General features: G+C 65.9%; 21 protein-coding genes, 1 tRNA gene and 1 pseudogene. 6 read left to right on the top strand and 17 right to left on the bottom strand.

All coding sequences use genetic code 11. From position 1 onward, the window contains the following. Nucleotides 1-32: 32 nt before the first annotated feature. Nucleotides 33-1,085: a maleylacetate reductase gene (locus Pph01_RS32200; protein ID WP_204076958.1), complete on the bottom strand. Its 1,053-nt coding sequence runs from the start codon at nt 1,083-1,085 to the stop codon at nt 33-35. Nucleotides 1,086-1,433: 348 nt separating this feature from the next. Here Pph01_RS32200 and Pph01_RS32195 point away from each other — a divergent pair, with 348 nt between their 5' ends. The 4 genes from Pph01_RS32195 to Pph01_RS32180 all read left to right on the top strand — a co-directional run bounded on the left by Pph01_RS32195 (nt 1,434) and on the right by Pph01_RS32180 (nt 5,389). Beyond that, nucleotides 1,434-2,102: a winged helix-turn-helix domain-containing protein gene (locus Pph01_RS32195; RefSeq protein ID WP_204076957.1), complete on the top strand. Its 669-nt coding sequence runs from the start codon at nt 1,434-1,436 to the stop codon at nt 2,100-2,102. Then, the gene (locus tag Pph01_RS32190) at nt 2,103-2,849 is read left to right on the top strand and encodes an SRPBCC family protein (protein WP_204076956.1); all 747 of its coding nucleotides are present in this window, start codon (nt 2,103-2,105) and stop codon (nt 2,847-2,849) included. It abuts the gene before it with no gap. An 18-nt stretch (nt 2,850-2,867) separates the two neighbouring features. Beyond that, nucleotides 2,868-3,404 (top strand): dihydrofolate reductase family protein, encoded by a 537-nt coding sequence (locus Pph01_RS32185; RefSeq protein ID WP_204076955.1) that lies wholly within the window; start codon nt 2,868-2,870, stop codon nt 3,402-3,404. Between the two features lie 677 nt (nt 3,405-4,081). After that, a complete protein-coding gene (locus Pph01_RS32180) occupies nt 4,082-5,389 on the top strand; it encodes a sensor histidine kinase (protein WP_204076954.1) in 1,308 nt (435 codons plus the stop codon). Nucleotides 5,390-5,746: 357 nt separating this feature from the next. Here the strand turns inward: Pph01_RS32180 and Pph01_RS32175 are convergent, their stop codons facing one another. The 10 genes from Pph01_RS32175 to Pph01_RS32130 form a co-directional block, all read right to left on the bottom strand. Further along, nucleotides 5,747-5,980, bottom strand: coding sequence for a hypothetical protein (locus Pph01_RS32175; RefSeq protein ID WP_204076953.1), 234 nt, complete (start codon nt 5,978-5,980; stop codon nt 5,747-5,749). An 8-nt stretch (nt 5,981-5,988) separates the two neighbouring features. Further along, the gene (locus Pph01_RS32170) at nt 5,989-6,279 is read right to left on the bottom strand and encodes a DUF6247 family protein (protein WP_204076952.1); all 291 of its coding nucleotides are present in this window, start codon (nt 6,277-6,279) and stop codon (nt 5,989-5,991) included. Nucleotides 6,280-6,414: 135 nt separating this feature from the next. Next, nucleotides 6,415-6,479, bottom strand: a tRNA-OTHER gene (locus Pph01_RS32165). Nucleotides 6,480-6,641: 162 nt separating this feature from the next. Next, entirely contained in the window at nt 6,642-8,135 is a 1,494-nt protein-coding gene (locus Pph01_RS32160; RefSeq protein WP_373315697.1) for a polysaccharide deacetylase family protein, read from the bottom strand. A gap of 588 nt (nt 8,136-8,723) precedes the next feature. Then, nucleotides 8,724-11,375 (bottom strand): glycoside hydrolase family 2 protein, encoded by a 2,652-nt coding sequence (locus tag Pph01_RS32155; RefSeq protein WP_204076950.1) that lies wholly within the window; start codon nt 11,373-11,375, stop codon nt 8,724-8,726. A 531-nt stretch (nt 11,376-11,906) separates the two neighbouring features. After that, nucleotides 11,907-12,230, bottom strand: a complete 324-nt coding sequence (locus Pph01_RS32150; RefSeq protein ID WP_204076949.1) for a hypothetical protein — start codon at nt 12,228-12,230, stop codon at nt 11,907-11,909. Continuing rightward, on the bottom strand, nt 12,203-12,466 hold the full coding sequence (locus tag Pph01_RS32145; protein ID WP_204076948.1) for an IS3 family transposase: 264 nt from the start codon (nt 12,464-12,466) through the stop codon (nt 12,203-12,205). Before Pph01_RS32145 ends, Pph01_RS32150 begins: the two co-directional genes overlap by 28 nt. Further along, complete coding sequence (locus Pph01_RS32140; RefSeq protein WP_373315698.1) at nt 12,463-12,672, bottom strand: transposase; 210 nt, start codon at nt 12,670-12,672, stop codon at nt 12,463-12,465. The genes Pph01_RS32145 and Pph01_RS32140 overlap by 4 nt, the downstream gene beginning before the upstream one ends. A 203-nt stretch (nt 12,673-12,875) precedes the next feature. Then, nucleotides 12,876-13,169, bottom strand: coding sequence for an alpha/beta hydrolase (locus Pph01_RS43765; RefSeq protein ID WP_204076946.1), 294 nt, complete (start codon nt 13,167-13,169; stop codon nt 12,876-12,878). A gap of 61 nt (nt 13,170-13,230) precedes the next feature. Then, a complete protein-coding gene (locus Pph01_RS32130) occupies nt 13,231-13,875 on the bottom strand; it encodes a hypothetical protein (RefSeq protein ID WP_204076945.1) in 645 nt (214 codons plus the stop codon). Between the two features lie 91 nt (nt 13,876-13,966). Between Pph01_RS32130 and Pph01_RS32125 the strand changes: the two are divergent. Next, a pseudogene (locus tag Pph01_RS32125) lies at nt 13,967-14,858 on the top strand (IS5 family transposase). On the opposite strand, the gene Pph01_RS32120 reads toward Pph01_RS32125, so the two are convergent. From Pph01_RS32120 to Pph01_RS32105, 4 genes are all read right to left on the bottom strand, one after another. Further along, entirely contained in the window at nt 14,844-15,218 is a 375-nt protein-coding gene (locus Pph01_RS32120; protein ID WP_204076944.1) for an RBBP9/YdeN family alpha/beta hydrolase, read from the bottom strand. The pseudogene Pph01_RS32125 and the gene Pph01_RS32120 overlap by 15 nt on opposite strands. A gap of 55 nt (nt 15,219-15,273) precedes the next feature. Next, nucleotides 15,274-15,510, bottom strand: coding sequence for a hypothetical protein (locus Pph01_RS32115; RefSeq protein ID WP_204076943.1), 237 nt, complete (start codon nt 15,508-15,510; stop codon nt 15,274-15,276). Between the two features lie 135 nt (nt 15,511-15,645). After that, nucleotides 15,646-16,038 (bottom strand): hypothetical protein, encoded by a 393-nt coding sequence (locus tag Pph01_RS32110; protein ID WP_204076942.1) that lies wholly within the window; start codon nt 16,036-16,038, stop codon nt 15,646-15,648. Between the two features lie 465 nt (nt 16,039-16,503). After that, nucleotides 16,504-17,229 (bottom strand): SDR family oxidoreductase, encoded by a 726-nt coding sequence (locus tag Pph01_RS32105; RefSeq protein ID WP_204076941.1) that lies wholly within the window; start codon nt 17,227-17,229, stop codon nt 16,504-16,506. A 129-nt stretch (nt 17,230-17,358) separates the two neighbouring features. On the opposite strand from Pph01_RS32105, the gene Pph01_RS32100 reads away from it, so the two are divergent. Continuing rightward, nucleotides 17,359-17,862 carry a MerR family transcriptional regulator gene (locus Pph01_RS32100; RefSeq protein ID WP_204076940.1) on the top strand — a complete coding sequence of 168 codons (504 nt, stop codon included), beginning with the start codon at nt 17,359-17,361 and terminating at the stop codon, nt 17,860-17,862. Nucleotides 17,863-17,968: 106 nt separating this feature from the next. On the opposite strand, the gene Pph01_RS32095 is transcribed toward Pph01_RS32100, so the two are convergent. Together Pph01_RS32095 and Pph01_RS32090 are read right to left on the bottom strand one after the other, a co-directional pair. Continuing rightward, on the bottom strand, nt 17,969-18,154 hold the full coding sequence (locus Pph01_RS32095; protein WP_204076939.1) for a site-specific integrase: 186 nt from the start codon (nt 18,152-18,154) through the stop codon (nt 17,969-17,971). A 132-nt stretch (nt 18,155-18,286) separates the two neighbouring features. Beyond that, the coding region (locus Pph01_RS32090) for a sensor histidine kinase (protein ID WP_239117171.1) at nt 18,287-18,736 on the bottom strand (450 nt) is incomplete at its 5' end.

Raw genomic sequence — 18,736 nt, 5'->3', positions numbered from 1 at the left:
GAAATCTGGTCGGTCATGGGTCTCAAGCTTCCTTATACGATCTGCTCGCCAACCCATGCGGCACGCATGATGCCTTCCAGGTCGGACACGGTCACTGGTCGGGGGTTGGACGGCGGGACCGCGGGCAGGGCCAGTTCCGCTGCCCGACGGATATCGGACTCCTTCATCCCGATGGCTGCGAGTGAAGCCGGTGCGCCGAGCTCAGCACGCAGCGCGTTGAGCCCGGCCGCGGCGTTCCGCACGCCGAGCAACTCTTGGACGCGCTCGGCGGCATCCGGCGCGAAGGGGGCGTTGAACGCGGTGACGTACGGCAGCACGATCGCGTGCGTCTCGGCGTGCGGCAGGTTGTACGCCCCGCCGAGGGTGTGGCAGATCTTGTGGTGCAGCCCGGAGCCGGCCGAGGCGAATGCGACCGCGGCGAGGTAGGCGCCGTACAGGGTCTGCTCGCGCGCGTCGAGGTCACCGGGGTCGGCGATCAGGCCGCGCAGTCCGGGGAAGAGCGCCCGCAGCCCCTCGGTGCCCAGCGCGCGGTTGATCGGGTCCGCGCGCGGCGCCCAGAACCCGTCGACGGCGTGCGCCACCGCGTTGAGGCCGGACGCCACCGCCAGGGTCGCCGGCAGGCCGGCGTTCAGCGCGGCGTCGTAGACGACGACCTTCGGCAGCACCCTGGGGTCCACTCCCGTCGTCTTGCGCTGTCCCTCGGTCATCCCCCACACGTCGGTGGCCTCGGACCCGGCGAACGTCGTCGGTATCGCCACGATCGGGGCGCCGGTCCTCAGCGCCACCGCCTTCGCCAGACCGGTCGCCGAGCCCCCGCCGATGGCGACGATCGCGTCGATGTCGGCGGCGACCGCAGCCGCCGTCGCCCTCTCGGCGTTCTCGACCGGGACGTGCTGCACGATCTCATCGATGCGCCGCACCACCGGGGCACGCTCGGCGATGGCGTCGGCGAGCGCGACGGCGAAGGCATCGTGGACGAGCAGGATCCGCCGCGCCCCGAGCCCCTTGACCGCCGCGACCGCGTTGTCGGCGGCTGCGCCCGTGCCGAACAGGATGCGCTGCCCCAAAGTCACATGGTCGAACATCAATGACACGATCTACACCATACTGAGCACTTTCTGGAGCGAGTCGAACTGCACCGCCTCGGGGCCGTCGGCCATCCTCAGGCTGCGCCACGCCACGATCTTGTCGAGGCGCACGAACAGCGAGCCGTCTTCCTCGATCTCGCGCAGCCGCGCCGAGTCGAGTAGAGGTCGGTCACCTCCTGGCCGGGGCCGATGACGACGGCCTTCAGCAGGATGCCGAGCTCGTCGGCGACCGCCGCCGCGGCATCCCCGTACGCCTGCCCCGCGATGCCTGCCGGGGGCTACCGCGTAAACACCGACGATAATTTTTGTCTTGACAAGGATAATTGTCGCTGAGAAGCTTTTGGCATGTGGGAAGTGGCGGTGATCGAGGACGCGGCGGCGGCGGGAGCCACCCTGGATCCGATCCGGGCGCGGCTGTTGGCCGAGCTGGTCCAGCCCGGCTCGGCGAGCAGCCTCGCGGCCCGGGTTGGGCAGCCCCGGCAGAAGGTGAACTACCACCTCCGGGAGCTGGAGCGGCACGGCCTGCTCGAACTGATCGAGGAGCGGCGCAGGGGCAATATGACCGAGCGGGTGCTCCAGGCGACGGCGTCGTCGTACGTCATCTCGCCGGCGGCGCTGGCCGCGGTTGAGCCGGACCCGGCGCGGTCGCCGGACCGGCTCTCGGCGCGCTGGCTGCTGGCGGTGGGCGCGGGGCTGGTGCGCGACGTCGGCACGCTCATCACCGGGGCGACCAAGGCCGGTAAACAGGTCGCGACCTATGCCCTTGACGGGGAGGTGCGGTTCGCCACGGCGCACGACCGTGCCGCCTTCGCGGAGGAGCTCACCAACGCGGTATCCGGCCTGGTCGCCAAGTACCACGACGAGAAGGTGGCCGGCGGCCGGGCGTACCGGGTCATCGTGGCCGTCCACCCGTCGATCCCCCAGACCGCAAGCGACGCCATAAGGGCCGCCAAGACGGCGGCCACCGAAACAGCGGCCAGTGAGCTACCGGCCAACGACAGGAAAGAGTCCTGAGTGGGCCACCAATGGGAGCAGCGCGACGAGGCAACGGTCGGAGCGAGCGTCGAGGAGGTGTGGGAGGCCATCGCCACCGGCCCGGGAATCGACTCGTGGTTCATGGGCCACAGCGAGGTGGAGCCCGGCCCGGACGGCGCGGTCCGCACGTCGATGGGCTCGTTCACAATGGACTCCACCATCACCGGGTGGGAGCCGCTGCACCGGTTCGCGCACCGCGGCGCCGATGGCCCGGACGGACGGTTCATCGCGTATGAGTACCTCATCGAGGGGCGCGATCAGGGCAGCACTGTGCTGCGCATAGTGGCGAGCGGCTTCCTGCCCGGCGACGACTGGGAGACCGAGTTCGAGGCCATGAGCCTCGGCGGCGCGATGTACTTCGCGACGCTCGTCGCGTACCTCAACCACTTCGCCGGCCTGTCTGGGCAACCGATCAACGTGTCGGGGCCGCCCGTGACCGACTGGCCGACCGCCTGGGCCGAACTGCACCATGCCCTGGGTCTCTCCGCCTCGCCTCGGGTCGGTGACCCGGCCCGGGCCACCGTACCGGGGCTACCGGCCGTCGAGGGAGTCGTCGACTTCGTCAACCCGCAGGCCATCGGTATTCGGACACCCGATGCGCTCTACCGCTTCATCCGGGGCTACTTCGGCTCGATCGTCCTGGGTCACCACATCTTCAAGCCACACAACACCGATACCGACACCGCACAGGCGTGGCGGACCTGGCTCAACGGCCTGCCCGCATGACACTTCAGGAGCACTGACATGGGAAGCATCAAGTCCGGCCTGTTCATCTCGCTCGACGGCGTGACCGAGGCCCCGGACACGTGGCACTTCGGCTACTTCAACGAGGAGATGGGCAACGCGGTCGGCTCGCTCATGGGCGGCAACGACGCAATGCTGCTCGGCCGCCGTACGCACGACGAGTTCGCGGGCTACTGGCCGAACGCGGACGCCGACGACCCGATGACCAAGCAGATGAACAGCACCCAGAAGTACGTGGTGTCGAACACGCTGGCCCGGTCCGACTGGGAGAACACCACAGTGGTCGGTGGCGAGGACGTGTATGACCAGTTGCGCGCTCTGAAGGCCGATCAGAACCTGGGGATCACCGGCAGCGGGACGCTGGTGCGATCGCTACTGGCGGAGGGGCTGCTTGACGAGCTGCACCTCTTGGTGCACCCCGTCGTGCTCGGCGCCGGCCAGCGGGTGTTCGAGGGTTCGGCCAAGGTCCCGCTGAAGCTGGTGAGCTCGGCGACGTTCAGCACAGGCGTGCTGCACCTGGTCTACGCGAACGAGTAGCGAAGAGTACGCGAGCGCGCGCCGGGGCCTTCGGCGCGCGCTTCGCGCTGGTCAGAAGGGCGGGAGCGGACGAGTCGACCTGTAGGCCGGGTTCGAATTCAGCAGGCTCCTACCTGCGACGAATCGCTCTTGACCACGAGCATCCTGCGAAAACGCTTCCATTCGTTGTCATCGCTTGCCAGCACCTTCCGGAGCCATGTGCCCAAAGTGCCCCAGCCCTGTAGGCAGCCCCAATGGACGGCCATTTAGAGATCGTCAGGGGAACCGGAGGATCATCACTCGCCCGGCAGTCAAGGTCACGTCTGAACGACTTTGCCCTTCCTCTACCCACCTGGCCGAGCAGCTGCCCGGCCACGAGTTCTGGAAGGCCCGCGACAACATCGTGACCGCCAAGACCGCGCTGCAGCGGGCCGCCCGCTCCTGAGATGATCTACGCGCCGCGCGCTATTCCGAGAGGCACTGCAGCAGGCGGGTTGGCCGTGAAGTGAAGCCCGTCACTCACTGCTGATAGGGGATCACCCAGCGGAAGACGTTGCCCTCGCCACCTTTGCCGTCGCTTTCCGCCACATATGCTCCACTGACCCTGGAGGGGGGACTCCAGGATGAATGCGCGCCACCGGTTGTCCGTTACAACTCGTATCACTTTGTTCACTAGCGTGGTAGCGACACTGCCGGCTGTGGTCGCGACGCTGCTGATGTTCGTGGTCAGCCATCTCGCGACCAGCTACCTCGCCAGGCAGAACATGGCGATCGGTGGCCGCGTGGCCGCCAGGGTGGAACAGGGCCAGTTCGAGAACCGCCCCGTCAATCTCAACCTGTCCCACGGCCTCCAAGTGGTCGACGCACACGGTCGGGTGGCCGCCTCGACGCCGAAACTACGAGGCAAGCCGGCCATGGCCACCTTCATCCCCGATGGCAATAGGGCTACTGCCTCCATCATGTGCGGCGGAGCTTTCCCGCCAGGCAGTTGCTACTACGTGGTCGCACAGCGGGCCCGTCACGCAGGCGAGAACTGGGTCGTCTACAGCGCCTCTCCAGTGATTCCCCCATGGATCGATCCCCTGCTGGCCGCCCTGGTGGCAGGAGGCGCGGTGCTGCTCGCCTCAGCGGCCACCTACGTCGGTTACCGGTTCGCCACCGCCTCTCTCAACCCTGTGAAGGCCCTCCGAGCCGAACTCGATGAGATCAACCCGGCCCGCCCTGGCCGCCGAGTGTCCATACCGTCCAGCGATGACGAGCTTCACGACCTGGCCGTAAGCGTGAACAAGTTTCAGACGGCGACGGACCTGCAGCGGCAGTTTGTCTTCGACGCCTCCCATGGCCTGCGGAGCCCGATGGCCACGATGCGGGCCGCCGTACTGGACGCGCTGTACGCACCGACGAAGACCACTGCGATCGAGGTGGGATTCACCGTTCTCGACAGCCTGGACCGAATGCAGGCGATCACACACGATCTACTCACCCTCGCGAGTTTGGACGCGGAAGTGCCAGGCGCACGCCACCGAATCAACCTGGCCGACCTCGTTATCGCGGAAAACCGGATCCGCCGCGCATCGGTAAAGAAGATCGAAGGCTCGCTGGACCATGGCGTGATGGTGATCGGCGACCCGCTACGGCTGGGCCGCCTGCTCAGCAACCTCCTCGACAACGCCGAGCGGCACGCCAAGTCCAGGATCACCATCACCCTGCGGCGCGAGCCGACCAACGAGAACGACGATCAACGATTTCCCGATGGTGCCGCCGTACTCGAGGTGCTCGATGACGGCGCCGGCATTGATCCGGACAAGCGCGAACTGGTGTTCCAGCGGTTCATTCGGCTGGATGCCGCTCACAACAAGGATGCGGCGGGCACCGGATTGGGCCTGCCGATCGCCCGCCAGTTCGCCGAAGCCAGCGGAGGAACCCTCCGTATCGAGGACAGCGCCCGTGGCGCACGCCTCGTCCTCCGGCTCCCGCTTTGCCCTGCCGCAACGAACTTCTCGTAGAGATCTCACACATCGGGATTCGAGTGGCCGACTCTCCCACGTGCCGGAGAAGGTGACTCACTGATGATCCGAGACGGCAAGTGACGGTCGATCCGGGGGTCAGACGATCACAAAGGACGGACTCCCAAATGTGGGATCCGCCCTCTGAACTGCGACAACGTGATGGGCGATACTGCGATCGAACCAGTGACCTCTTCGGTGTGAAGCGCCTTTGCCGGCTCGCCCACGTGGGTCGAAAGCATCCTTGACCTGCGCCAAGCATCCACGGACGTCCGTCTCGATCTGCGGGCGTCCGTCGCCGTTGGCACTCAAGTAGTCACTCAGGCTGCACGGTCGCGCGTGGTTGGCGTTCTGCCGTCAGCCCGCCCATGTCACGTTGAAGATGGTGATCAGCTCGTCGGCCTCATCGACCTTGAAGTACAGGACGCCGAAATCCCCGAAGGTCGTCATACGGAAATCAGGATCATCCTTGTACAGAACCCGCGCGTCCCAGGGCTTCTCAACGAGATCTGCCGTCCGGGAGATCAGAGCGTCGAGCGCTTCTTCCGGAAGGCCCTTCATCTGGGACAACGCCGCCACGTGGAGATCCACGCGGTAGCTCATCGACGGTCGGCCCAACCAGGGAAAGCGTCCTCCATGGACACGAACTCCTCGCGCCGACCCGCTCTAACCGCTTGCTCCGCCCGGTCGAAGTCGGGATCGGAAACCGCGGCCGCATGCAACCGCCACACCCGCAACAGCTCCCGAAGCTGCTGGAACCGCCACACCTCGTGGGCCGCGTCCAAAGCCCTGTGATACTCGCTCAGGAACTGCTCATGCCACCGCTCCGGCAACACACGCAAGATCTCCGCCGGGTCGTCCTCGGCGTGATGCAGCGGCTCAGCAGTCATGCTCCCAGGCTACTGCGCAGCAATAGAAGGGCGCCGCGAATCTACGCAGGCGTCGATGACTCAACTGGCGAGCCCCCACCCGGAGCAGCACCAAGCCCATCGTCAGGCGAGAACCGCCCCTGAACTGCGGAAATATGGTGGGCGATACTGGGATCGAACCAGTGACCTCTTCTGTGTGAAGCACCTTGCCCAGATCGCCCACATGGGTCAAATGCTGCCCTGACCTGCGCCGACCATCCCACGGCTGTCGCGCCGCGTAATCGGAGGTTCTCGTCGCTTGCCGCGCGGGGTCGACCGTTTCGGGTCGACCCCGCTTGCACAGTTGCTCCGACTACAGCGGTCCGGGGATTGGCCCCGTGAAGCTATGGCCGAGCAACGCTGATCGTGTCACGGGCCTGGTCCTTCCACGATTGCCCGTGAGCTGTGACCGTGGGGTCGTTCACGATTGTCGTCGGGGCATTGTTGCTTACGTTCACGGTGATCGTGATCGGCGGATAGTCCGAATACGGACCCAAAGTGTCGCTACGGGTGCACGTTCTCGTCCTCGATCCGCTGCAGGTCCAACCTGGACCCGACGCCGCCGTGGCCGTGAGGCCGGCTGGGATCACGTCTTGTACCGTGACCGTGCTTCCGCCGATGGGATCGGGATCGCTCGGCCGGCCGCTGGTGTTCGTGACCGTCAGCGTCAGTGTGCCGGTCTGTCCCGGCACGAACGTAGAAGGGCTGTGGGCTGCGGAGATTGCTATGGGGTCCGGAGCGACGAACCAGGGCTCCGGGGGCGTGCCGGGGCGTTCCAGGAAGTTGTACGGCACGGGGTTGGTGATCTGCGGAATGGGTTTGCCGGAGGAGACATACCGATCGGCCACGACCTGGCCGGTGTGATCGACCTTGCCCCAGCAGTAGCCCATGGCGCGGGCCGCGGGGAGGATCTGTCTCACGGCATCCACCGTCGCGGCCCCGGCCGGCGTGTCGATCGGGCCATCGTGCAGACCGATGATGGCACCTGGATGCAGTTGGCCGAGGATCGAGTCGCGCGTCTGCTCCGCGGTCGTGGCCGGCTCGTAGTCGGCACCCGTTTCGATTCTGGTGAGGAAGTAGGTGTAGCCCTGCGAGCTCACGACCTCCTGCGTATGGGTGTTGGCGCTGCCGAACGGCGTTCGGATCCCCTTGAAGGTGAAAGGGGCACCAATCGCATCGAATACGGCCTCGTTGTGTTGCACTTCCTCGATCTTCGCCGCGTCGGAGAGCGCGTTCATATCGGTGTGGTTATACGTGTGGTTGAGCAGGACGTGGCCCTCGCTCCGTGTAAACCTCTCGATCTGCGGGTTGGCCTCTGCTCTCATGCCGAGATCGAAGAACACTCCATGAACCTGGTTGTCACGGAAGATCTGTAGGGTCTGTGGTCGGTAGACCGATGGCCCGTCGTCGAAGGTGATCGCAAGGCGGTTGGGGCAGGAGTTGGGGATCTGGTTGTCGTTCTTCGTACCCACGTCCGAGCGTGAGGCGGCCCTTTGGATCGCGCGTTGCTGGGCCGGCGACAGGAGCCCTTCCCTGACGAACTCATTGGTCGCGTGGGCCACGGTGGAGACAAAGCTGCCGTGGTTGTTGAAGGGTTCCGCATTCCAGATGACGTCGAGCAGCGTGCACCCGTCGGCGCGCTCAGGGTTGCGGACGCCCGAGTCAATCGCCGGTACCGGCGGCGCGAACGACACCGCCTCCTCCGGCGACCACCCATTGGGACAGGCGTCCCGCGTCACCGGGATGGAATCGGTGGCGGAGCTAGGAGTCTCGTCCCCACCACCGGCAACCGTGGGGGTGTTGGCCAGCAACGCCGCTGCATTGGTGGCCACTTTCACGGTGATCGTGATCGGAGGGTAGGAGGACCCCGCGCGCAATGGGTCGCTGCGCGTACACGTGATGGACGTGGCGCCGGAGCAGGTCCACCCGTTCCCGGACGCGGCGACCGGCCCGGCACCGAACCCAGCGTTGTTGACCAGCGCTGACAGGCCGGCCGGGAGCACGTCGGACACGGTAACCGCGCTTTGGGTCGGGCCATCCCCGGAGTTCGTGACCGTCAGCCGAAGAGTTCCGGAGTACACGGTTGTGTTGTCGGGCTGTCCTTTGAGAAATGTGTCGAGGCTGTGGGTTGCGGAGATCGTGAGACTCGGGGCCGCCAGCGCAGAAGATGCCGGCACGTGCACAAACGAAACCGTGAAGACCGTGGCGATTAGGAGGCTAAGACGCGAAGCCAAGCGTGTCCCTCGACCCCGCGCCCTAGAGAAGGATCTCATGCGAAGTTCTCCCATATTTGTCTGACTGATCCGGCTGCCAAGGTTGCATTGGTTAGTAACCGTCGCTGGTCCAGCCGCTCGTGGATCCGGGTCAAAGGGCGGGTCCCTGCGTCGATGCTCAAGGACCCACCCTCGTTTTTGGCGCCGTGCTGGTCAGCGCCCTGACAGGGTCACGGTCGGCGTGTTCCAGCCGGACACGTCGACGCTGGGGGTCTTGCCGGCCAGGTCGGCCTGACGGTACGTGGCCGTCACAGTGAGCGACTCTCCAGGCCAGATCGACACGTAGTTGTCGCTCCACGTGACCGGTGTGACGTTCTCTCCGCCGGGGCCCTGGCGAAGGGTGAGGTTCACGAAAAACGCGATCTTGTCGGAGCTGTTGGTGAGGGTGACCGTCGTCTCCCCGGTGCCGTCGCGGCTCTCGCGTGAACTCGTGCTCGTGCTCACCATGGCCGGAGCCAGGTCGGCGAGGTCGGACAGCCCGGCGTACTGCGTCGTCGGCGTGTAGTACCAGTCCGACTTGGCGTAGTTGATGACGTCGGGTTGCGTCGACAGCCAGTAGACGTTGCGGCTGACGGTGGCCCCGCCGCGGTCGGTCATGACGAGCTTGACGAAGTACGTCCGCGATAGATCGTTCAGCTGCGGGAGGGTCAGCAACCTCTCGGACCGGTTGGCAGACAGGCTGACGTCGCCGACCTGCTTGCTGTACCGCAATGTCCCGTCGAGGTTGTAGACCTCCGCCGAGATGGTCAGGTCCTTCGCGGGTTCGGCGGTGTGGTTGACCCCGACGACGGAACGGTCGTCATAGGAGTACTGCACGTGCAGGTTCTCATTCGCCTTCTTCGCCCCGAAGTACGAGCCTGCCGGGTTCAGGTAGTAGTCGTAGAGGTGCCAGTTCAGCGACGGCCAGGCATTGTTGAGCATCCAGTAGACGAGCCCGGTCGACGGCTTGCTGGTGTCGTTCATGTTCCGGATATATGCCTCGAACTGCGCGCGCACGTTCTCATAGTTCGCCAGCTGCGCCTTGGCGACGTAGTCCTCAAGGCTCTTCGGCGCGCCGTAGCGGCCCGCCAGCGCGTTGCTGAAGAGCTTGAGATTGGTGAACGTGGACGAGGGTGCGGCGTGATACTGCGCGGCGTTGAAGTCCTGCCACAAGGCGTCCTGTTCGGCGGGGGAGAGCATCTTGCGCAGGCTGTCGAGCGTCGGGATGCTCTTGCCCGCGCTCAGCTCGGCGTTGAAGCCCTCCGCGCCCCCAACCTGCTTGTTGTACCAGTAGTTCGGCGGTACCCAGTCGTATGGGCCGGACATCTTCATTCCCGACTTGCCGGTGATCGCCCCCGTCGTGGTCGCGGCGGAGGGGATGATCGGGTTGCGCCAGTCGTTGTCCCGCAGCGTGTCGACATAGAGCTTTTCGATGTCCGCCGGCGGAACCTTGTCGCTGCCGATCAGGAAGGCGATGACGCTCGGGTGGTTGCGCAGCGACTTCGCCTCGCTGGCCATCAGCTCCCCGGCGACCCGCCGGTCTTCATCGGTCCACTTGTTCGTGCCGGTCCACTTCTCCCACTTATGGCAGCATTCCCAGCCCGGCATGATCATGATGCCGTAGCGGTCGGCGAGTGCGTAGAACTCGTCGCTCTCCAGCTTGCCTTCGGTGCGAATGGTGTTCAGTCCGAGGTCGACGACATAGCGGAACTGGTCTTCCATCTTGCCGAGCTCGGGCCGCAGAAGGAGGTCGGACGCCCAGCCCCCGCCCCGGATGAGCAGTGGCTTGCCGTTGATGACGAATTGGCGACCGTTGTCGGAGTTGACGTGCGAGGTGACGTCGCGGATACCGAAGGTGGTGTGCGCCCGGTCGGAGAGATCTCCGTCCACGTGCGCCGTCAGATCGAGGTCGTAAAGTGGCTGCTTGCCCATCTGCGCGGGCCACCAGATCCGCGGGTTGTCGATCGAGAGCTGACCGAACTCCTCAGGGGTGAAGACGACCGTCCGCATCTCCCGCGGCGTCAGCGTGACCGTCTTCTTGACGGCGATGTTGTCGATCTTGCCTTCGACGGCCACGGTGCGGGGCTGGTCACCGGCGTTGCGCACGTCTACCTTGACGGTCAGGTCGGCATGGTCCAGGCCTGGCAGGGCGACGTCGGTGAGCACCCGCGGTTCGGTCAGCGACACCGGCCCAGAACGGACGATCTCCACGTCACGCCAGATCCCCATGTTGTTGTCCGGAGGGGACTGCGCCCAGTCGATCCAGCCGATGGACAGGTCCCGGTCGGGATCTGCCGGATACGACTCGATCGCCAGCGCGTTCTTGCCAGGGCGGACGAGATCGGTCACATCAAGTTCCTTGATGTTGTACGCGCCGACGACCTCATCCTTCGTGGCCACCTGCTGTCCGTTCAGCCAGATGTCCGCCCGGGAGATGATGCCGTTCAAGCGGAGAGTCGTCGTCAGGCCCGGCTTTCCGGTGACAACGAACTCCTCTCGGTACCACCAGGGGACCTTGAAGTCCGCTTTGTCGACGTTATCGCGCATGTTCGTGGAGTAGAACATGTCGGGATAGCGGCCGTTCTCCACCAGGCCGGCGAGCACCGTCGAGCGCGGGGACACCGGCAGCCACCCCGTGTCCTTGAAGTTGGGCTGAGATACGTCCTCACCGCCCGACCTCACAGCGCTCGACGACTTGAGCTTCCACCCGGCGATCGGGGTGGCGGTCCCGACCGCTCCTTGAACGATTGTGGGCTGACCGGCTCCCACGGGAGCCCCGTCGGCCGCGCCCGCGGCCGAGGTGATACCGATTGAGCTCAGGCTCATCGTCAGAACGGCCGCGAAGGCCGTTCTGCGGCGAAGGATGCGACGCGCCGATAATGATCGCGGACTCTTCAACAGCAACACTCCGATCTCCGTCGAACGGGGGGCGAGATCAGGAAAGGAGAAGGCTGTGGCGGCGTTCGCACCTGATGTGACACGGCGACCTCCGTTCCCAGGTCTGCGACCACCGAGGATGTGTCCCAGCGAAACTGCCGCCGTTGATAGTTTGTAAGCCTCCCTAACGAATGTCAATGATCTTTCCGTGCCCAACTCGCCCGAGAGTCGCGACTGTCCAAGCCCCCGGTCTCGTTCGCGCTCGCCGATATCGAGCGGGCCGGGCTCGTACGTGTCGTGGGTGCCGTCACCGGACGACGTGGTGATTGAGACGTATTTCTGGGGGACGGGCGAGACGTACGAGATGAGGCCGGCGGCGTGACGAGCCTGGCCACCACCTGCTTCTGACTCCTCTTCGAAGAGGGTCCGGAAACCCTCGAGGAGGGCACCCCCGTACTCGCTGCTCCGTAAAGGAGAAGATCACGCGATGAGGAACTGAGTGAGCGCATCGGCGACGTTCACCGGCACTCGCGCGGCCTGACCACCACGCCAACGGTGTCCGTCAAAGCGGAACAAGCTCAGGTCGCACGTCGACATGGACGGCAAGCCGGACGCCACTCCCCCGGTGCCGCCGTAGCCGAGGCTGCTGTGCAGACGTCGTAGGTTGTACCAGCTCTCGATGAACTCGTAGATCGCGGTGCGGGCGGCGGTGCGGGGCGGGGATCGTGGTGATCTGCCGCGCCGCCGGTGTCTGCCCTGTAATCCCAGCGCGCACATCAGCCGGGCACGCGTCGGCGTCCGCATCGTTCGCCTTCGTGCTGCAGGGCCGCGTGGATGCGCGGCGCGCCGTAGGTTCCGTGCGATTCGCGGTGGACGGCGCCGATGCGTTCGCTCAACTCTTTGTCGCGGACAGCGCGAGGGCCAGGAGCAGCGTTGCGGCGGGCGTAGAAGGCGGCGCGGGAGACGTCCAGCAGCTCACACGCCCGTTTGACGTTGTGGCCGCCCTGCTTCTCCGCCTCGATGAACAGGTCAACGCTCACCGGGTCTCCTTCGCGAAGAAAGCCGTGGCCCGCTTGAGGATGTCGACGTCCTCGCGCAGCCGGCGGTTCTCCCGCCGCAATGCGGCCAGTTCTTCGCGTTCGCTGCTGGTCAGTCCGTCACGGGCTCCGGCGTCGACCTCGGCCTGGCGGACCCAGTCCCGCACCGCGGTGTCGGTCAGATCGAAGTCCTTGGCCACCTGGCCGATCGACCGACGGACGAACCCCTGATCTCAGATGTCCGTCAAACCGGATCAAGCCCAGTGCACCACCACGTAGCCCCACCTCTCGCGGATCAAGACCGGTGACGACAGTAAGCGCTACGAGAAAGACGGGAGTGAGCCAGGTGACGGGCCGGAAACGTGAAAAATGGTGATCATGGCGGCAGAGCCGGCACCGAACACGTGTGACCTCAGTCGGCGGTCTCGGTAAGGAGGTCTCGGAGCAGTTCCTCACCCTGGGGCCATGGACCGAAGCCGGCCTCGGGGTTGACATGGCCGACGTCGCCGAGGTTCACGAACCTTGCGCCCCACTGTTTGGCCAGCAGGCGGGACCAGTTGATCTCTGCCCAGGGGTCGGTGCTGCTGGCCGCTAGGGCCTGTCTGACAATTCGGCGTGGCGGAGCCAGAGCATGAGGCTGGCGATGGTGGCGCCGGCGAGGTAGCGGCTGGCGAGTTTGTCGAAGCGGGTGGCGATGGCTCGCCATTGCTTGAGCCCGGCGTGCTCTCAGGGAAGGGGGCGGTTTCAGCCGCAACCGCCCCCTTCCGTCATGAGCCCACCGGCCCGGTCAGCTTGCCGCCGTCCTTGTCGACCGCCAGGCAGGTGATCGGATCCCCTCGGATCCACGCCGCCTCGTCATGGGGGAAGAAGACCACGCTCACGAGCCGATCGGCCAACGGGCCGCCCAGAACTTTCTGGGCGATCTGCGCGTCGCAGGTGGAAAAGGCGCCTTCGCGTACGGCGTCGACGCCTGGCCAGTCGCCCGAAGGCCCGGCCGTCCGGTCGACGACCTCGGCCTCATGCGGCTGGCCGCACGGCGTGGCCGTCACGCTGGTCTGCGTTCCGCCCAGGACCAGGCCGTCCACGCAGTCGCCGACGTGCATGCCGGTGATCTGCACCGACCCGCTACTGATCACCCTTCCCGCGTCGTCCCGCTGAGCCGAGCCGAGGTAGCGGACGACGCCGGGGTACACGATCGCCACGGCCACCACCAACATGGCGACGGCGACCCACAGGTTCCTGGAGTTGCCACGCGGTCCGATCTGCATTCGCGCGAGCACGCCGAACAGGTACGGCGGGAGCCTGCCGTACGAGCCGGCCCGCACGGGAGCGCCGGAGAGAGGAGGTGGGGGGTGAGGGGAGGCCGGCGGGAACGCCGCCGGCTGACCGCCCTCGTCAGAAGATTCACTCACGACGACGAATAGTGGCCGCGAACAGGTAATCGCATGGTTAGGGCCTGTCTGGTAAATGATCTCTGCTGGTGCGGTTAGATGATCGTTCGTGGTGAGACGTGGTGAGCTGACCGATAAGGCCTGGCAGCGGATCGAGCCGCTGTTACCCGCCACAGACGCGCGCGGCCGTCCGTGGCGTGACCACCGCCAGGTCATCGATGGGATCTTGTGGCGGCTGCGGACCGGATCGCCGTGGCGCGACATTCCCGAGCGGTACGGGCCCTGGCAGACCTGTTACGAGCGGTTCAAGCGCTGGGACGAGAACGGCACCTGGGCGCGACTGCTGGAACAGATGCAGGTCAAGGACGATTCGGTCGGCAACGTTGAGTGGGTCGTCAGCATTGACTCGACCATCGCCCGGGCCCATCAGCATGCCGCCGGTGCGCGTAAAAGGGGATGACAGCGGGACGATCGATACGAAGGACTCGCAAATCCGGCAGGCCCTTGGACGGTCCCGCGGAGGACTCACCACCAAGCTCCACCTGATCACCGAGGGTCGTGGTCTGCCGATGGCCCTGCATGTGACCGGCGGGAACGTGGTCGACTGCACCGCCTTCGAAGCGGTCATGGCCACCTTACGAATCAGCCGCCCAACAGGTGGCCGACCCCGCACCCGCCCCGACATCCTGCTCGGAGATAAGGGCTACTCCTCCCGCAGCATCCGCACTTACCTGCGCCGGCGCGGCATCAAAGCGGTCATCCCCGAACGCCGCGACCAACTCGCCAACCGGGCACGTAGAGGCAACCAGGGAGGCCGCTCCTACGCCTTCGACGCCGACATCTACAAGCAGCGCAACCTGGTCGAACGCTGCTTCGGCAAGCTCAAGCAATGGCGAGCCATCGCCACCCGCTTCGACAAACTCGCCAGCCGCTACCTCGCCGGCGCCACCATCGCCAGCCTCATGCTCTGGCTCCGCCACGCCAAATTGTCAGACAGGCCCTAGGACAGTCGGGAACGGCAACGGGTTCGCTGCGGGCGGGCCGAAGCCGGCGATCGGCGCGCCGTGGGATGCCGAGTAGTCGATATCGGGCGGCGCCACCAACAGCGCCGCACGGACCTGGGCGTCGTGTCGGTGAGCCCAATGGGCGACGGTGTGACAGCCGAGGCTGTGTGCCACCAGCACGACCGGTCCTGTGGCCCGCTGGACCGTGTCGTGCAATTCGGCAACCCACTCATCCCGGTCCGGCCGTTCCCAGTCCCGCTGCTCGACCCGAACGGCGCCGCGCCGGTCCCGGAGCCAGTAGGACTGCCAGTGGTCATGACCGGAACCGCCCAATCCCGGCACGACGATCACGTTCTCCATGGCGGAGACGCTAGCGTCTCGGCTTCACCGTCGTCGAATACCCCACACGGCGGCCTCACTGGTTCTGGCTGCGGAATCTAGACCGGCGGCGGAGAAGCGCCCAAATCATCACCACGGCCGCCACGACACCCGGGCCACAGTGTGCGAGAAGGACTCCCCCCAGACTGGGACCACCCCAGTCGCCCTGATACGTCGCCGGATCGGACATGTCGATGACGAATGGCTCGACAAGGGCACGGGCGACGGCGTATACGCCCACGATGAAGCCGAATATCTTGATGGCCTTCCACATGCCTTCACGGTAAGTTCGCGATTCGGCGAATGGGCGAAGCTATTGAATTCTTACAGGCCGCCCGTGACAGCTGCGCACCACGGGTGCATCGAGGGTCGCTGGCCGCCAGCGCGTTCAACCTCTGGATCGCCATTGTTAGGCATCGCCGCCGTCTTTTCTCCGACCTTGTTCGAGGCGCGCGGCGCTGATGATGAAGTCAGCCACGAGTTGGCGGCCACCGTCGGAGAGCTCAACCAGAGCTCGCAAGGCCTCCCGGTTGAGGCCGGATTCGCCGACTAAAGATGATGCGGCAACGCGATCAGCGGTCGCTTCCGCTTCGTCGTCGTCGCCGAAGTAGCCGATGGGCACGCCGAAGAACGTCGACAGAGCTTTCAGGGTCTTGAGCTGCGGGTTGTCGGATCTCCCCGTCCTCAGCTTCCAGATCGTCGTGGACGACAGATCCTCCCCCATCGCCTCCGAGATCGCCGCAGCGGCCTCGACATTGTTCTTCGGCAGTCGGCTACCCGCCGGCCAGCGATTCTGGATCAACCACTCGATCTTGGCCGCGAGTGAGCTCGTGACGCTCGCGTCGTCAGTCTCCGCTCATCGGAATATTTGTTCTAAATGCAAGGAGAGGGTCCGCATCCCCATGGCCGGGCAGTTGGTGTCCATCTCCAGCCGGGCCGGTCTCGGGGCGATCGCGTGTCCGCGAGCGGTCCAGCATCGACAGTTTGACCACGGATCAGCCAGGCTTCCATCTTCCACAGTCTGCTGTTGCGCCGCTGGTCGGCGACGGCCAGTGGACGGCGCTCTCTTGCAGAACCCGCCGTCCGCCGGGAGATCGCCGCCCTAGCGTCAGGCGGGTTCCTCACCGAAGCCCGCAACGTCGTCTTTTCCACGTGCGGCATATCCCACCGCCGCCGGCGTCGTCGTCGAGCTCGCACGTCGGCTGCTGCGGGCACCCGGAGGCGGTGTCATGTTCGATTCCGCGAGAGGAAGCTCCGGCCGAGCTGCTCAACTCGCACCGAGCAACTCGGTGATCTGTGCGTAGAACGCGGCGGGGTCGCCGACGAGCGACGCCTTCACCATTGCGGTCCAGTCATCGACGATCACCTCGATCGAGCCGTCGGCCAGGCCGTCGAGCGAGCGGCGCGGCACGTCGCGGGGATCGATCTTGGGTCCGTCGTATCCGGCCATGATGTCCGTGTCGGCGGCGCCGAGGAGGACGCCTTGGACGAGCGTGCCCTGAGCCGCGAGCTCGAGACGGACGCCGTTCGTCATGTTCCACTCCGCAGCCTTGGCAGCGGAGTACGAGCCGGTGCCCGGGCCGGCGAACCACGACAGCGCCGACAGGACGTTCACGATTGCACCTCCGCCGTTGGCCGCGAGGACGGGGCTGAACTCGCGGATCACGTCGAGCGTGCCCCAGAAGTGCGTGTCCATCTCGCGGTGGACCTCGTCCACGTCACCCGTGACGAGGGCGGCACCGGTCGCGATGCCGGCGTTGTTGACGAGGAGGGTCACATCGCGCGCGGTCGCCGCTGCCGCGATGACGGACTCGTGGTCGACAATGTCGAGTCGCAGCGGCACCACCCGGGTGTCGTCGAAGTCGAGGCTCTCGGGGCGGCGAGCCGTCGCGTAGACCTTGCTCGCCCCGCGCTCGAGCAGTTCGAGCACGAACTGACGGCCGATACCGCGGTTGGCTCCAGTGACGAGGGCGATCTGGTCGGTGACGTTCATGGGTTCCTTGCTTCCTGCGTAGGTCTCTCGGGCGAGCCGCATCCGGCCCGGCATCGGCTAACCTAAAACCTCACATTGACGTCAAGGGCAAGTCGAGAGCCGCGAAGCCGCCATCAGAGGAGGACGCAGATGCGGATAGGCGAGATCGCACACCAGGCGGGGGTCAGCACCAGAGCTCTCCGGTACTACGAAGAGCAGGGTCTGCTCACCTCGGAACGCACCCCCAGCGGCCAGCGAACCTACCCCGAGTCAGCCGTCGAACGTGTCCGGCTGATCCAGCAGTTCTTCACCGCCGGCCTGCCCAGCCGGACCATCCTGCAGCTGCTGCCCTGCGTCGATACCGGGCACGCCTCCCCCAAGGCCTTCGAGCTGCTGGCATCGGAGCGCAACCGCATCACCGCCGCCATGGCCGACCTTGCCGCCGCACGCGACGCTCTCGACCGCATGATCGACATCGCGAACCATCCAACTCCCGAACACTGCCCTGCCCTGCGTGAGCCCGCCTGGGCGCCGTACAACCCTGCCGACGCAACGCAGACTGCACCTCACCCGACCGCGGCTCAGGTTGCATCAGTGACGAACGACCAAACCAAGGTGAGCCCCGCAGATCACCAGCTGATCGTGGGCCGTTAGCGGGCTCTTTGGAGGGGTGACGGGAGTTTAACCACGGTCGCGCAGGGTGGGCCCCCTCTGTCCGTTCAGCGCCGCAGCCATGCAGGCATGCTGCGGTATCTGTGCCTTACACGGCGAACTCGGCGTGATCCCAGCCGGCTTCGGTGACGGGCAGCGACGTCTTGCGCCGGTCGTCGAACGTGACGACGTGGGACCAGGTCAGTGCTCGATCTTCCTCGGTGCGTGCTCCTGTGAGGAGAGACAGCAGGATGTACGCGCGTATGCGTAGCCCAGCCTGTTCGGCGGCGCGCACCACAGCTTCGGCCTGCGGCAGCGTGAGTGCTCGTGACGGTCGGCCTCGAAAATGGGGGTGCAGGCCACGGGTTGACTCTGGACCGGGTGTGTCGAGTGACCGTGAGTCACTGACTCCCCGACCCCGCGCCGACTACGTCATGGAGATCTGGCCTGGATCCTGTGTGGGCGGGTCGGTCTCCCGGTAGCACGGGAGGCGCAAGACGAAGCGGGCGCCGCAGTCGCTGTCTTCGATCCGAAGCGCACCTCCGCACGCCTCGGCGATCTGACGGGCGATCGGCAGGCCGAGCCCTGAGCCCCCGGCGTCTTTGTTGCGGGCGGCGTCCAGCCGGGCGAACCGCTGGAACACCAGCTCGCGCTTGTCCAGCTCGATGCCCGGCCCGTCATCGATCACCTCCAGCACCGCGACACCGTACGGGAAACGCTGGCCGTCACACTCCGCTCGCCATCCATTGATCATGATCATGGCCTCGGCGTGACGTTCGGCGTTGTCGATGAGGTTCGTGAGCAGGCGGCCCAGGCGCAGCCGGTCGCCCAGGACGACCACGTCGGGTTCGAGGCGGCAGACGATCGTCTTGCTTCC

The sequence above is a fragment of the Planotetraspora phitsanulokensis genome (assembly GCF_016863295.1).
GTDB lineage: Bacteria > Actinomycetota > Actinomycetes > Streptosporangiales > Streptosporangiaceae > Planotetraspora > Planotetraspora phitsanulokensis.
Note: the sequence above shows the minus strand (reverse complement) of the source record. Positions and strands in the feature narration are given on the sequence as shown.

Coding starts and splice junctions, on each gene's coding strand:
- Pph01_RS32200 (WP_204076958.1), bottom strand. CDS start 1,085: ATGTTCGACCATGTGACTTTGGGGCAGCGCATCCTGTTCGGCACGGGC.
- Pph01_RS32150 (WP_204076949.1), bottom strand. CDS start 12,230: ATGCGGACGCCGACGCGTGCCCGGCTGATGTGCGCGCTGGGATTACAG.
- Pph01_RS32185 (WP_204076955.1), top strand. CDS start 2,868: ATGGGAAGCATCAAGTCCGGCCTGTTCATCTCGCTCGACGGCGTGACC.
- Pph01_RS32120 (WP_204076944.1), bottom strand. CDS start 15,218: ATGGAGAACGTGATCGTCGTGCCGGGATTGGGCGGTTCCGGTCATGAC.
- Pph01_RS32195 (WP_204076957.1), top strand. CDS start 1,434: ATGTGGGAAGTGGCGGTGATCGAGGACGCGGCGGCGGCGGGAGCCACC.
- Pph01_RS32170 (WP_204076952.1), bottom strand. CDS start 6,279: ATGACTGCTGAGCCGCTGCATCACGCCGAGGACGACCCGGCGGAGATC.
- Pph01_RS32115 (WP_204076943.1), bottom strand. CDS start 15,510: ATGTGGAAGGCCATCAAGATATTCGGCTTCATCGTGGGCGTATACGCC.
- Pph01_RS32100 (WP_204076940.1), top strand. CDS start 17,359: ATGCGGATAGGCGAGATCGCACACCAGGCGGGGGTCAGCACCAGAGCT.
- Pph01_RS32155 (WP_204076950.1), bottom strand. CDS start 11,375: ATGAGCCTGAGCTCAATCGGTATCACCTCGGCCGCGGGCGCGGCCGAC.
- Pph01_RS43765 (WP_204076946.1), bottom strand. CDS start 13,169: ATGGCGAGCCATCGCCACCCGCTTCGACAAACTCGCCAGCCGCTACCT.
- Pph01_RS32105 (WP_204076941.1), bottom strand. CDS start 17,229: ATGAACGTCACCGACCAGATCGCCCTCGTCACTGGAGCCAACCGCGGT.